10 protein-coding genes are annotated in these 12,616 nt (G+C 71.3%); 6 read left to right on the forward strand and 4 right to left on the reverse strand.

Annotated features, from left to right (window positions below):
- The first annotated feature begins 260 nt into the window (after positions 1-260).
- Complete coding sequence (locus ACRAKF_RS14215) at positions 261-1,469, forward strand: cation:proton antiporter (protein WP_447037440.1); 1,209 nt, start codon at positions 261-263, stop codon at positions 1,467-1,469.
- A 74-nt stretch (positions 1,470-1,543) separates the two neighbouring features.
- On the opposite strand, the gene ACRAKF_RS14220 is transcribed toward ACRAKF_RS14215, so the two are convergent.
- Positions 1,544-2,710: a PP2C family protein-serine/threonine phosphatase gene (locus tag ACRAKF_RS14220; protein ID WP_447037441.1), complete on the reverse strand. Its 1,167-nt coding sequence runs from the start codon at positions 2,708-2,710 to the stop codon at positions 1,544-1,546.
- 152 nt (positions 2,711-2,862) lie between these two features.
- Between ACRAKF_RS14220 and ACRAKF_RS14225 the strand changes: the two genes are divergently transcribed.
- Positions 2,863-4,092 (forward strand): GNAT family N-acetyltransferase, encoded by a 1,230-nt coding sequence (locus ACRAKF_RS14225; RefSeq protein ID WP_447037442.1) that lies wholly within the window; start codon positions 2,863-2,865, stop codon positions 4,090-4,092.
- A 21-nt stretch (positions 4,093-4,113) separates the two neighbouring features.
- Here ACRAKF_RS14225 and ACRAKF_RS14230 read toward each other — a convergent pair whose 3' ends face one another.
- Positions 4,114-4,923, reverse strand: a complete 810-nt coding sequence (locus ACRAKF_RS14230) for an Fpg/Nei family DNA glycosylase (protein ID WP_447037443.1) — start codon at positions 4,921-4,923, stop codon at positions 4,114-4,116.
- Between the two features lie 171 nt (positions 4,924-5,094).
- Positions 5,095-5,580 carry a ribose-5-phosphate isomerase gene (locus tag ACRAKF_RS14235; RefSeq protein ID WP_447037444.1) on the reverse strand — a complete coding sequence of 162 codons (486 nt, stop codon included), beginning with the start codon at positions 5,578-5,580 and terminating at the stop codon, positions 5,095-5,097.
- 184 nt (positions 5,581-5,764) lie between these two features.
- Here ACRAKF_RS14235 and ACRAKF_RS14240 point away from each other — a divergent pair, with 184 nt between their 5' ends.
- On the forward strand, positions 5,765-7,228 hold the full coding sequence (locus tag ACRAKF_RS14240; protein ID WP_447037445.1) for an amino acid permease: 1,464 nt from the start codon (positions 5,765-5,767) through the stop codon (positions 7,226-7,228).
- Between the two features lie 92 nt (positions 7,229-7,320).
- Positions 7,321-8,649 carry an FAD-binding oxidoreductase gene (locus tag ACRAKF_RS14245; RefSeq protein WP_447037446.1) on the forward strand — a complete coding sequence of 443 codons (1,329 nt, stop codon included), beginning with the start codon at positions 7,321-7,323 and terminating at the stop codon, positions 8,647-8,649.
- Here the strand turns inward: ACRAKF_RS14245 and ACRAKF_RS14250 are convergent.
- Entirely contained in the window at positions 8,646-9,224 is a 579-nt protein-coding gene (locus tag ACRAKF_RS14250; protein WP_447037447.1) for a biotin transporter BioY, read from the reverse strand. The two genes, ACRAKF_RS14245 and ACRAKF_RS14250, sit on opposite strands and share 4 nt — an antisense overlap.
- 264 nt (positions 9,225-9,488) lie before the next feature.
- Here ACRAKF_RS14250 and ACRAKF_RS14255 point away from each other — a divergent pair, with 264 nt between their 5' ends.
- Positions 9,489-10,955 carry an amino acid permease gene (locus ACRAKF_RS14255; protein WP_447037448.1) on the forward strand — a complete coding sequence of 489 codons (1,467 nt, stop codon included), beginning with the start codon at positions 9,489-9,491 and terminating at the stop codon, positions 10,953-10,955.
- 146 nt (positions 10,956-11,101) lie between these two features.
- On the forward strand, positions 11,102-12,553 hold the full coding sequence (locus ACRAKF_RS14260) for an amino acid permease (RefSeq protein WP_447037449.1): 1,452 nt from the start codon (positions 11,102-11,104) through the stop codon (positions 12,551-12,553).
- Positions 12,554-12,616: the final 63 nt, after the last annotated feature.

The following is a 12,616-nucleotide window of genomic DNA, read 5'->3' on the forward strand; positions in this document are numbered from 1 at the left end:
CCGCCTTCCGTTCGTTCGTCGCCGACCGGTGTTCCCGTCGATGTCTCGAACGTACGGATCAAGGGGTGGTGCGGACCATGAGGGCGGCTGGCGAACCGTTGGTGGGGAGAACCCCACCCCGGAGCCGGCGCGCTCCGTGACAGGCGGGCCCGGAAATTCGTTTGGTAACCTAATTATTGACGCGTTCTTGACGCACTCTTTGCCTTGCCGACCCCACAGACAGGAACGGGCCCATCGGACACGCAGACACCTTGATAGCCATGGGCGGCGCCTTTCTCGCCGCCGCCGTGCTCGCCCGCCTGGGCGGCCGCATCGGTCTCCCCACGATTCCCCTCTTCATCCTGGCCGGGATCCTCCTCGGCCCCCACACCCCCGGCGTGGTCCTGGTCTCCGACCCCCACGACCTGGAAATGCTCTCGGCGCTCGGCCTGGTCCTGCTGCTCTTCTACCTGGGCCTCGAATTCCACATGGACGACCTCAGGTCGGGCGGCCGCAAGATGGCCCTCGCCGGAGGCACCTATCTGACGCTGAACGTCGGCGCGGGCCTGGGCTTCGGCTTCGCGCTCGGCTGGGGCACCTCCGAGGCGCTGGTCCTCGCCGGGGTGCTCGGCATCTCCTCCTCCGCGATCGTCACGAAGGTCCTGGTCGACACCGGCAGGCTCGGCAACCCCGAGACGAAGCCGATCCTCGGCATCATCGTGGTCGAGGACATCTTCCTCGCCCTCTACCTCGCGGCGCTCCAGCCCGTCCTGTCCGGCGCGGACAGCCTCGCGGCGGCCGTGATGGACGGCGGCAAGGCCTTCGGGTTCCTGCTGCTGCTCGCCCTCGCGGCGCGCTTCGGCACCCGGCTCGTGGGCCGCCTCTTCGACACCAAGGACGACGAGCTCCTCGTCATCTCCTTCCTGGGCGCCGCCGTGTTCGTCGCCGGAGTCTCCGAGTGGTTCGGCGTGGCCGACGCCATCGGCGCCTTCATGGTCGGCCTGATGCTGGGCAGCACGGCGTCCGGCGACCGCATCCGCGCCCTGGTGCACCCGCTGCGGGACGCGTTCGGGGCGATCTTCTTCTTCGCGTTCGGGCTCTCCATCGACCCCGGCGATCTGCCGGTGGTGGTGTGGCCGGTCCTCGCGGCGGTCGCGGTGACGCTCCTGATGAACGTCCTGGCGGGCCTCGGGGCGGCGCGCGTGTACGGCTTCGGGGCGGGCCCCGCGGCGAACATCTCCACGACGCTCCTGGCGCGCGGCGAGTTCGCGCTGATCCTCGCCACGATGGCGGCCGGCGCGGGCCTCGACGAGCGCCTCTCCCCCTTCATCGCGGGCTATGTCCTGCTGCTCGCGGTCCTCGGGCCGCTGGCCGCCGGACGCTCGGAGTGGCTGGCCCGGGTGCTGCCCGGCGGCCGCGACCTGGCCCCGGCGGACGGCCCGGGCCCCGGGGGCCGGAAGGAACGGGCCACGGCGGACACCGTCCCGTAAGGGCCTGTATCACCGTCCCGTGAAGGCCTGTGTGTCACCGCGACCGCCCCTGACGCCGTGGGGGCGGTCGCGGTTCACGTCTCCCGGCAGATGAGCAGCAGCGCGCGGTCGTCGTTCACGTCCTTGGCGACCGCCTCGATCAGATGCCAGGCGGCGCCGTGGAAGCCGCCGGCGACATACCGGTCGGCCTCGCCCGTCAGGCGGTCGATGCCCTCGGCGATGTCGCGGTCCGAGGTCTCCACCAGGCCGTCGGTGAACAGCATCAGGACGTCGCCGGGGCGCAGCAGACCCTTGACCGGGTCGAACTGGGCGCCGTCGTAGACGCCGAGCAGCGGGCCCTGGCCCGTCTTCTCCTCCCAGCGGCCGGTGCCCGCGCTGAGCTGGAGGCCGGGCGGATGGCCCGCGGAGAAGAGTTCGTAGTCGCCGGTCTCCAGGTCGAGCACCAGGTGGATGGAGGTCGCGAAGCCCTCGTCCCAGTCCTGGCGGAGCAGATAGCCGTTGGCGGCGGGCAGGAAGGAGTGCGGCGGCAGCGAGCCGAGGAGGCCGCCGAAGGCGCCGGACAGGAGCAGCGCCCGCGAACCGGCGTCCATGCCCTTGCCGGAGACGTCGGTGAGGACGACCTCCAGGGTGCGGCCGCCGTTCGTACGGGCCGCGACGACGAAGTCGCCCGAGAAGGACTGGCCGCCGGCCGGGCGCAGCGCCATCTCACGGTGCCAGCCGCGCGGCAGCCCGGGCAGCTTGCTCTGTACGCGGATGCGCTCGCGCAGGTCGAACAGCATCGTGCCGCCGCCGCGCCACGGCACGCCGACGCGGCTGCGGAACTGGGCGATGACGAGCCCGAAGAAACCGCAGGCGGCCACCACGAGGACCACGCCAGGGGTGACGCGTGAGTTCCCCTCGGTGTAGGGGCCGAGCAGGACCGACTCCACGATCAGGGCGCCCGCCGAGGCCGCGTAGAGACCCAGGAGGCTCGCGGGGCGCAGCAGCAGGCCGCCCGCGACGATGGGCAGGACCAGGGCGGCGGGCGCGCACCACACGCTGTTCATGACCGTGCCGCAGGTGATCAGCGGGACGGTCAGGAGCAGCCCGGCCAGGGCGACCCAGTCGGAGCCGTCCCCGCGGAAGTAGTCGACCCCGGATTTGCGCAGCACTGTGCGGGCCCGGTGCATCCGCTTTTTCATCCGGGCCGTGAATGTCTCGGCTTCCGCGCGCCGCTCGCGACGTTCTCCTCGTACCGCCATTGCTCGTGGACCTTATCCAGCGGGCCGTGCGCTTCGCACGGGAGGTCCCACTTGTCCCTCGTCGAAGAGTGCCGCGGCGCGGGACGCGGTGGCCGGAATGGACCCCGAAAACCCTGTCGCCCCGGCTCGTACCGCACTGGTAGGCATGGCATATGACAACAGACTTGCGGGTGCTCGCGAAGGACGAATGGGACACGTGGTACCAGGCGTTGGACGTGGCGTTCGGAGGTGTTCCCGAGTCGCCCGACGAACAGGAGCTGTGGCAGTCGCTCACCGAGCGCGAGCGGTCGATCGGCGTCTGGGACGGGGAAGCCTGCGTGGGGACGGCGGGGTCGTTCTCCTTCCGGCTCACCGTGCCGGGTGGGGCCCTGGTGGACGCGGCGGGCGTGACGATGGTCGGCGTGGCGGCCACGCACCGCAGGCGCGGCATCCTGACGTCGATGATGCGGCGCCAGCTCGACGACGTGCGCGCGCTCGGCGAACCCCTCGCGGTGCTCACCGCGTCCGAACCGGCCATCTACGGCCGGTTCGGGTACGGCGCCGCGACCCAGCAGGCGAAGGCCGACATCGACACGGCCCGGGTACGTCTGTCCACCCCCGCGGGTACGGATGACGTAGAGCTGCGGTACGCCAAGCCCGCCGACGTCCACGAAGCCTGCGAGGAGCTGTACGCCCGCGCGGTCCCCGGGCGCCCGGGGATGCTGGCCCGGCAGCCCGGCTGGGAGCGGCTCGGGCTGCTGGACCCCAAGGAGAACCGGGCCGGCGCGTCACCGTTGCAGTGCGTGGTCGCGGAGCGGGGCGGCGAACTCATCGGGTACGTACGCTTCTGCGTCAAGCCCGAATGGGACGCGAAGGGCCCCAAGGGCGTGGTCCACCTGCGCGACATCGAGGCCCTCGACCCGGCGGCGTACGCGGCGCTGTGGCGCTTCCTCTTCGGCATCGACCTGACGTCCTCGGTCCTCGCGAACAACCTCCCCGTGGACGACCCGCTGCTCCACCTCGTCTCGGACGTCCGGCGGTGCGACGTGTCGGTCCGCGACTCGCTGTACGTACGGCTCGTGGACGTGGGCGCGGCCCTCGCCGCGCGTACGTACCAGATACCCCTGGACGTGGTCCTCGACGTCGAGGACGCCTTCTGCCCCTGGAACGCGGGGCGCTGGCGGCTCACCGGCGACGCCAAGGGTGCCTCGTGCGACCGCACCGAGGACGCCGCCGACCTCGCCCTGTCGGTGCGGGAGTTGGGCGCCGCCTACCTCGGCGGCACCTCCCTGACGTCGCTGGCGGGCGCGGGCCGGGTGCGGGAGCTGCGCCGGGGCGCTCTCGCCGAGGCCTCGCCGGCCTTCGGCTCGGACGTGGCCCCCTGGCTTCCGCACGGGTTCTAGCCGCGGGCTGCGAGCGGGGGCTCAGGCCGGTCGCTGGCAGGCGGGGCACCAGAACAGGTTGCGTGCGGCGAGGTCGGCGGTGCGGATCTCGCCGCCGCAGATGTGGCAGGGCTGGTTCGCCCTGCGGTAGACGTACACCTCGCCGCCGTGGTCGTCCACGCGCGGCGGGCGGCCCATCGCCTCCGGGGTGTGCTCGGGCCTGACGGTGTCGATGCGGTTCAGGCGCACGCCCTCGCGCATCAGCTCCACCAGATCCGCCCAGATGGCGTTCCACCGCTTCTCGCCGAGGTCCTTGCCCTGGGTGTACGGGTCGACGCCGTGCCGGAAGAGGACCTCGGCGCGGTAGACGTTGCCGACGCCCGCGATGACCTTCTGGTCCATGAGGAGCGCGGCGACCGTGGTCCGGCTGCGGGAGATCCGCCGGTACGCCTTCGCCGGGTCGTCGCCCTCCCTCAGCGGGTCGGGGCCGAGGCGGTCGTGTATCGCCCGCTTCTCCTCGTCCGTGACGAGGGCGCAGGCGGTCGGCCCCCGGAGATCGGAGTAGTACGAGTCGTTGCGCAGCCGCAGGCGGACGGTGTCCGTGGGCGGCGGCGCGGGGGCCTCGCCGAGGGCGTACTTGCCGAAAAGACCCAGGTGGATATGGACCCAGTCCTCCCCGAAGCCGAGGAAGAGGTGCTTTCCGTGGGCTTCGGCGGTGTCCATCGTCCGCCCGTCGAGCAGGGCGGCGCTGTCGGAGAACTTGCCCTGCGGACTGCGTACGGCCGCGGGCTTCCCCGCGAACCGTGCCAGATGGTCCTGGGCCAGCCGATGAATGGTGTGCCCCTCCGGCACGGGGTCCCTCCGGGGGTGTTTCGGTTCAATCGCCTTGAGGGCTCGTCCTCAAACGCCGGACGGGCTGAGATCCGCCGGCTCGGGCCCAGGGGGATATAGCGCCGGGGGGCCGTAATTCAGCCCCTCCGGCGTTTGAGGAGCGGGGTCCGGGGCGGAGCCCCGTGGGGGTGGCTACTGCTGGGGGTGGCCGGCGGGGATGGGCGGCAGCTCGCCGGTGCTCTCGTAGGCCGACAGCATGTCGATGCGACGCGTGTGGCGCGCCTCGCCCGAGTACGGCGTGGCCAGGAAGATCTCGACGAACTTCGTCGCCTCCTCCTGCGTGTGCATCCGGCCGCCGACCGAGATCACGTTGGCGTCGTTGTGCTCACGCCCCAGCGCCGCGGTCTGCTCGCTCCAGGCGAGGGCGGCCCTGACGCCCTTCACCTTGTTCGCGGCGATCTGCTCACCGTTGCCCGAGCCGCCGATGACGATGCCGAGCGACTCCGGGTCCGCGGCGGTCCGCTCGGCGGCACGCAGGCAGAACGGGGGGTAGTCGTCCTGGGCGTCATAGATGTGGGGCCCGCAGTCGACGGGCTCGTGGCCGTGGCTCTTGAGCCATTCGACCAGGTGGTTCTTGAGTTCGTAGCCGGCATGATCCGAGCCGAGGTACACGCGCATGCGTCCGAGTGTGGCACGTCGAGAGCCGGGTAGCCGCGACCGGGGCAGGACCTTGATCCCGCGGGTCAGGGCATTGGTCCAGGCCATCGTCCGGAATACAACGATCCGGATTCAGGACTTCCGTCCCGTTGACCCCTGAGTTTGAATGCGGGGGCTCGCGACCCGAGAACTTAAGGAATCGTCCATGACCTCGCAACCCTCCCTTGCGAAGCCAGACAGCACCCCGCCACAGCCTGGCGATCCGCAGACTGGCGGCAGTGACACCGGCGACGGCCTCAAGGCGGGTCTGAAGAACCGGCACCTCTCCATGATCGCCATCGGTGGCGTCATCGGAGCCGGCCTCTTCGTCGGTTCGAGCTCCGGCATCGCCGCCGCGGGGCCCGCGATCCTCATCTCGTACGCCCTCGTCGGCACGATGGTCGTCCTCGTGATGCGGATGCTGGGCGAGATGGCCGCCGCACGGCCCGCCTCCGGCTCCTTCTCCACCTACGCCGACCAGGCGCTCGGCCGCTGGGCCGGGTTCTCCATCGGCTGGCTGTACTGGTTCTTCTGGGTGGTCGTCCTCGCCGTGGAGGCCACCGCGGGCGCGGTGATCCTCAACGGCTGGATACCGGCGGTCCCCCAGTGGGGCTGGGCGCTCATCGTGATGGTGGTGCTCACCGCGACGAACCTCGTCTCGGTCGGCTCCTACGGCGAGTTCGAGTTCTGGTTCGCGGGCATCAAGGTCGTCGCCATCGGCGGGTTCGTCGTCATCGGCCTGCTCGCCGTCTTCGGCCTGCTGCCCGGCTCCGACAACCCCGGCGCCGGATTCGCGCACCTCACCGACGCGGGCGGATTCATGCCCAAGGGCGCGGGCGCCATCCTGACGGGCGTGCTCATGGTCGTCTTCTCGTTCATGGGCTCCGAGATCGTCACGCTGGCCGCCGGTGAGTCCGAGGACCCGCAGCGCGCCGTCACCAAGGCGACGAACAGCGTGATCTGGCGCATCGGCGTCTTCTACCTCGGCTCGATCTTCGTCGTCATCACGCTGCTCCCCTGGGACGACAAGTCGATCCTCAAGGACGGTTCGTACGTCGCCGCGCTCAACTCGATCGGCATTCCGCACGCCGGTCAGGTCATGAACGTCATCGTGCTCACCGCCGTGCTCTCCTGCCTCAACTCCGGGCTCTACACCGCCTCCCGCATGGCCTTCTCGCTCGGCCAGCGCGGCGACGCGCCCAAGGCCTTCGCGCGCACCAACGCGCGCGGTGTGCCGCGGGCCGCGATCCTCGGCTCGGTCGTCTTCGGTTTCGTCGCCGTCTGGTTCAACTACCAGTGGAAGGACACCGTCTTCGACTTCCTGCTGAACTCCTCGGGCGCGGTGGCCCTCTTCGTCTGGCTGATCATCAGCTTCACGCAGCTCCGGATGCGCGGCATCATCCTGCGCGAGGAGCCGGAGAAGCTCGTCGTGAAGATGTGGCTCTTCCCGTACCTGACGTGGGTCACGATCGCGATGATCTCGTTCGTCCTCGTCTACATGCTCACCGACGAGGCCGGGCGCAAGCAGGTGCTCCTCTCCCTCCTCGCCGCCGCCTTCGTGGTCGTCTTCTCACTGGTCCGCGAGCGGCTCCGCCCTCGCGACGGCTCGGCGGCCGCGGAGAAAAGCTGACGGGCGCTGTCAGGTTATTGCGGGAGGCTCTCCGGCGTCAGGCAGGAACGCGCGGCCGTGGTCGCGCACGTACGGCCCAACGGAGGCATCTCGTGGACTTCACCGCACAGCGACTCGTGTTCCGGCCCGGTGACACCGGATACGACGACGAAGTCGCCGGGTTCCAGACCGGCTTCGCGGCGCGGCCCGCCCTCGTCTTCGGCGCCGGGAGCACCGACGACGTCGTCGCCGCGGTGTCCCACGCCGCCGGGCACGGCCTGCCGATCGGCGTACAGGCCACCGGGCACGGACTGCCGGGCGCGTCGGAGGGCGGGGTCCTGATCAGTACGCGGCGGATGAACGGCGTCCGCGTCGACGCCGCGGCCCGTACCGCCACCGTCGGCGCCGGGGCCCGCTGGGGCCAGGTCGTGGAGGCCGCCGCGCCCCATGGCCTCGCCCCGCTCAACGGCTCGGCGCCGAGCGTGGGCGCCGTCTCGTACACGCTCGGCGGTGGCCTCGGACTCCTCGCCCGGGAGTTCGGCTACACCGCCGACCACGTACGTTCGCTGCGCGTCGTCACGGCCGACGGCACGCCGCGCCAGGTGACCGCCGCCCGCGACCCGGAGCTGTTCTGGGGCCTCCTCGGGGGCGGCGCGAACCTCGGCGTCGTCACGGAACTGGAGGTCGGCCTGGTGCCCGTGACGCGGCTGTACGGCGGGTCGATCAGCTTCGACGGGCGCGCGAGTGACCCGGCCGCCCTGCTCAGCGGCTACGAGCGGTGGACGCGGACCCTCCCCGACACGCTGACCTCGTCGGTGTCCGCGCTGCCCTACCCGGACATCCCGCAGCTCCCGCCGCACCTGCGGGGCCGCTACCTCGTCTCGGTACGGGTGGCGTCCACGGGTTCGGCGGCCGACGGCGAACGCCTCGTGGCGCCGCTGCGGCAGCTCGGGCCCGCCGTGTCGGACACCCTGCGGGAGATGCCGTACGCCGAGAGCCACACCATCCACAGCGACCCCGACTTCCCGCACGCCTACTACGGGGACAACGTGGTCCTGAGCGGCCTCGACGTGGCGGCCGCCGGTGAGCTGCTCGCCCTGACGGGCCCCGACGCCGCGTCCATGCACGTCGTCCAGGTCAACCACCTGGGCGGTGCGCTCGCGCGGCCCGCGGCCAACGCGGTGCCCCACCGCGACGCGGGCTGGCTCGTGCGCGTCCTTTCGCCGCTGGACGGCACGGACGTCGCGTCCGTACGCGCGGTGCACGCCGAGGCGTTCGGGCACCTCGCGGGGCAGGCGATGGGGCGCTCGCTGAACTTCGCGTTCGGCGGCGGCGACCGCCCCGATGGCCTCTACGACCCCAGGACGCGGAAGAGGCTCGCCGAGCTGAAGGCCACGTACGACCCGGCGAACCTCTTCAGGCGGAACTACGGCGTTCTTTAGCGGTCGAGCAGCTTCCACGCCGTCGGCAGCGCGCCCATCGCGAGCGCGGCCTTGAGGGCGTCGCCGATCAGGAAGGGCGTGAGCCCGGCGGCGACGGCCTGGGTCAGGGACATGCCGGTCGCGGCGGAGAGGTAGGGGACGCCGACCGCGTAGATGATCGCGGAGCCGAGGACCATCGTGCCCACCGTGCGCAGCGCCGAGCGGTCGCCTCCGCGGCGGGCGAGGGCGCCCACCACCGTGGCGGCGAGGAGCATGCCGAGGACGTAGCCGAGGGACGGGGCCGCGACGCCCGAGCCCGCCTGCGCGAACCACGGCATGCCGGCCATGCCCACGAGGGCGTACAGCGCGAGCGAGAGGAAGCCGCGGCGGGCGCCGAGCGCGGTGCCGACGAGGAGCGCGGCGAAGGTCTGACCGGTCACCGGCACCGGGGAGCCCGGCACGGGCACCGCGATCTGGGCGGCGATCCCGGTGAACGCGGCGCCGCCGAGCACGAGGACCGCGTCCTTCGCACGGGACGCGGGCAGCAGGTCCGCGAGGACCTGGCCGGGGCGGGTGGTGGCAGCGGCGATGCTCATCGGGACTCCGCGGGGACGTGGGCAGGCTGGGACGGACCGACGCTATCCCAGGCTGGGGCCCCGAAACACGGTCTCCGGGCGACAACCCGGGGGCAGGGCATTGGTGGGCTCCGCACAAAGGGCTCCTTGTACACCTCGCCCGGCGTGACGCTCGTCACGGAGGTCGGCGGGTGGGTGCCTCGTTTTGCGCGGGGGGCCGCCACGCGGGGAGACTGTGGAGTCCCGCCAAACCTTCTTGAGCATCCTGAAAGCCGGCTGAGCACCATGCACGACCCCAAGGCCGCCGTCGAACCCGTGAGGGACGGCAACGAACCCCTCGGGGACGGCAACGACCCCCTCGGGGACGGCAGAGAACCGCTCGCCGGCGGTCTCAAGCAGCGGCACCTCACCATGCTCGGCCTCGGCGGGGTCATCGGGGCGGGGCTCTTCGTCGGGTCGGGGGCCGGGATCGCGGTCGCCGGGCCCGGCATCGTCGTCTCGTACCTCATCGCGGGGGCGCTCGCGATGTGCGTGATGCGGATGCTCGGCGAGATGTCGGCGGCGATGCCCGCTTCGGGCTCGTTCTCCGTGCACGCCGAGCGCGCGCTCGGCCGCTGGGCCGGGTTCAGCGTCGGCTGGCTCTACTGGTTCCTGCTCGTGGTCGTGCTCGCCGTGGAGGCGACCGGCGCCGCGCAGATCGCCCATGGCTGGGCGCCCGCCGTGCCGCAGTGGGCCTGGGTGCTGATCTTCATGCTGGTCTTCACCTGCGCGAACCTCACCTCGGTGAAGAACTTCGGCGAGTTCGAGTTCTGGTTCGCCACGCTGAAGGTCTGCGCGATCGTCGCCTTCCTCGTGCTCGGCCTGCTCGCGGTCTTCGGGGTCCTCCCCGACACTGACCCCGTCGGCCTCAGCCACCTCAGCGGTGACGGCGGCTTCCTGCCCAACGGCTGGGAGGGCGTCGTCTCCGGAGTGCTCGCCGTCGTCTTCGCCTTCGGCGGCCTGGAGGTCGTCACGATCGCCGCCGCCGAGTCCGACGACCCGGTCCGCGCGGTCGCCCGCGCCGTGCGCAGCGCCGTCTACCGCATCCTCTTCTTCTACGTCGGCTCGATGCTGGTCATCGTGACGGTGCTGCCCTGGACGGCGCAGCAGGCGGGCGTCAGCCCGTACGTCACGGTGCTCGACTCGGTCGGGGTGCCGTCCGCCGGGACGATCATGAACATCGTCGTCTTCGTGGCCCTGCTCTCGGCGCTCAACGCCAACCTCTACGGGTCCTCCCGCATGGTCTTCTCGCTGGCCGAGCGCGGCGAGGCACCGAAGGCCCTGCTCAAGGTCTCCGGCGGCGGGGTGCCGCGCCGCGCGGTCCTCGCCTCCGTCGCCTTCGGCTTCGTCTCGGTCCTGCTCAATCTGGAGTGGCCCGACTCGGTCTTCCTCTACATGCTCAACTCGGTCGGCGCCGTGCTGCTGTTCGTGTGGGCGCTCATCGCGGTGTCGCAGCTGCGGCTGCGGCGGCGCATCGAGCGGGAGGCCCCCGAGCGGCTGGTCCTGCGGATGTGGGCCTTCCCGTATCTGACGTGGGCGACGCTGGTGGCGATGGCCGTCGTGATCGGCCTGATGCTGGACGACGACGGGGCGCGGCCCCAGCTCCTGTGGTCGGCGGGCGCCACGGCGCTCGTCCTGGTGATCGCGGGGCTGCGGGAGTGGCGCGGGCGGCGCGGAGCGCACCAGGGCCGGGACCGTGTGGGGCACACGTAAACGACACGTGAACAAAATGTGGTGACTTCTTCACCAGGTGTGAGCGTCGTGTCCGTATAGCGGTCCGCTGTTCCCTGTCAGCGGTGCCGGACTTCAGACTGTGGGCCCGCTCGTCCCCCGTCTCGGCTACTGAACAGGGCCCGCCCATGTCTCGGACGTCCGCCTCCCAGGACACCCCTCCCGGCGAAGCACCCGACGGAGCGCCCGGCTCGGCGCCCACGGCCGACTCCCCGCTCGTCCACGGCCTCAAGCAGCGGCACCTCTCGATGATCGCCCTCGGCGGTGTGATCGGTGCCGGGCTCTTCGTGGGCTCCGGAGCGGGCATCGCCGCCGCGGGCCCCTCGATCGTCCTCGCCTACGCCGTGTCCGGCGCGCTCGTCATGCTCGTGATGCGCATGCTGGGCGAGATGTCGGCCGCCAACCCGGCCTCCGGCTCCTTCTCCGTCCACGCCGAGCGGGCCATCGGCCCCTGGGCGGGCTTCACGGCCGGCTGGGGCTTCTGGTTCCTGCTCTGCGTCGCCGTCGGCATCGAGGGCATCGGTGCCGCGGAGATCATGGTGGGCTGGTTCCCCGGTACCCCACAGTGGGCCTGGGTCGCGCTGTTCATGCTGGTGTTCTGCGGCGCGAACCTGACGGCCGTGAAGAACTTCGGCGAGTTCGAGTTCTGGTTCGCCGCCCTCAAGGTCGGCGCCATCACGCTCTTCCTCGGCATCGGCGTCCTCGCGACCCTCGGCATCCTGCCCGGCTCGGACACCTCCGCCCCCGGCACCGCGAACCTCACGGGCGAGGGCGGCTTCATGCCGCACGGCACGGACGGCCTGATCATCGGCCTGCTGGCCTCCGTCTTCGCGTACGGGGGCCTGGAGACCGTCACGATCGCCGCCGCCGAGTCCAAGAACCCGGTCCAGAGCGTCGCCAAGGCCGTCCGCACGGCCATGTGGCGCATCGCCCTCTTCTACGTGGGCTCGATGCTCGTCGTCGTCACGCTGCTGCCGTGGGACGACAAGGAAGTCGTCGACAAGGGCCCCTACGTCGCCACCCTCGACCACCTCGGCATCCCCGGCGCCGGCCAGATCATGAACGTCGTCATCCTCGTCGCCCTGCTCTCCGCGATGAACGCCAACATCTACGGCGCCTCGCGCATGTCGTACTCCCTGATCGAGCGCGGCCAGGGACCCAAGGCGCTCGGCCGGGTCTACGGCGGCGTGCCCCGCCTGGCGGTACTCGCCTCCTCGGTCTTCGGCTTCGTCTGCGTGCTGCTCAGCTACTGGCGCCCCGACGACGTCTTCCCCTGGCTGCTCAACATGATCGGCGCGATGATCCTCGTCGTCTGGATCTTCATCGCCGTCTCGCAGCTCATCCTGCGCCGCAGGACCGAACGCGACGAGCCGCAGAAGCTGGTCGTCCGGATGTGGGCCTACCCCTTCCTGACCTGGGTGGCGCTGGCCGCGATGGCCTACATCTTCTACTTGATGACGGAGCAGCCCGACACGCGCAAGCAGCTCATCGCGACGGGTTCGCTCACGCTGGTGCTCGCCGTGATCGGCTACGTGCGCCAGAAGGCGGCGGAGCGGTCGGCGGCATCGGCCGCCGAGTAACGCGGTGCCACCTCGGCGTCGCGGGGCCTGGTCCTAGGACGAACGGCTGATCAACTTCGTAGC

It is taken from the genome of Streptomyces sp. DSM 118878, from assembly GCF_052936595.1.

Coding starts and splice junctions, on each gene's coding strand:
- ACRAKF_RS14225 (WP_447037442.1), top strand. CDS start 2,863: ATGACAACAGACTTGCGGGTGCTCGCGAAGGACGAATGGGACACGTGG.
- ACRAKF_RS14260 (WP_447037449.1), top strand. CDS start 11,102: ATGTCTCGGACGTCCGCCTCCCAGGACACCCCTCCCGGCGAAGCACCC.
- ACRAKF_RS14250 (WP_447037447.1), bottom strand. CDS start 9,224: ATGAGCATCGCCGCTGCCACCACCCGCCCCGGCCAGGTCCTCGCGGAC.
- ACRAKF_RS14240 (WP_447037445.1), top strand. CDS start 5,765: ATGACCTCGCAACCCTCCCTTGCGAAGCCAGACAGCACCCCGCCACAG.
- ACRAKF_RS14220 (WP_447037441.1), bottom strand. CDS start 2,710: ATGGCGGTACGAGGAGAACGTCGCGAGCGGCGCGCGGAAGCCGAGACA.
- ACRAKF_RS14255 (WP_447037448.1), top strand. CDS start 9,489: ATGCACGACCCCAAGGCCGCCGTCGAACCCGTGAGGGACGGCAACGAA.
- ACRAKF_RS14235 (WP_447037444.1), bottom strand. CDS start 5,580: ATGCGCGTGTACCTCGGCTCGGATCATGCCGGCTACGAACTCAAGAAC.
- ACRAKF_RS14215 (WP_447037440.1), top strand. CDS start 261: ATGGGCGGCGCCTTTCTCGCCGCCGCCGTGCTCGCCCGCCTGGGCGGC.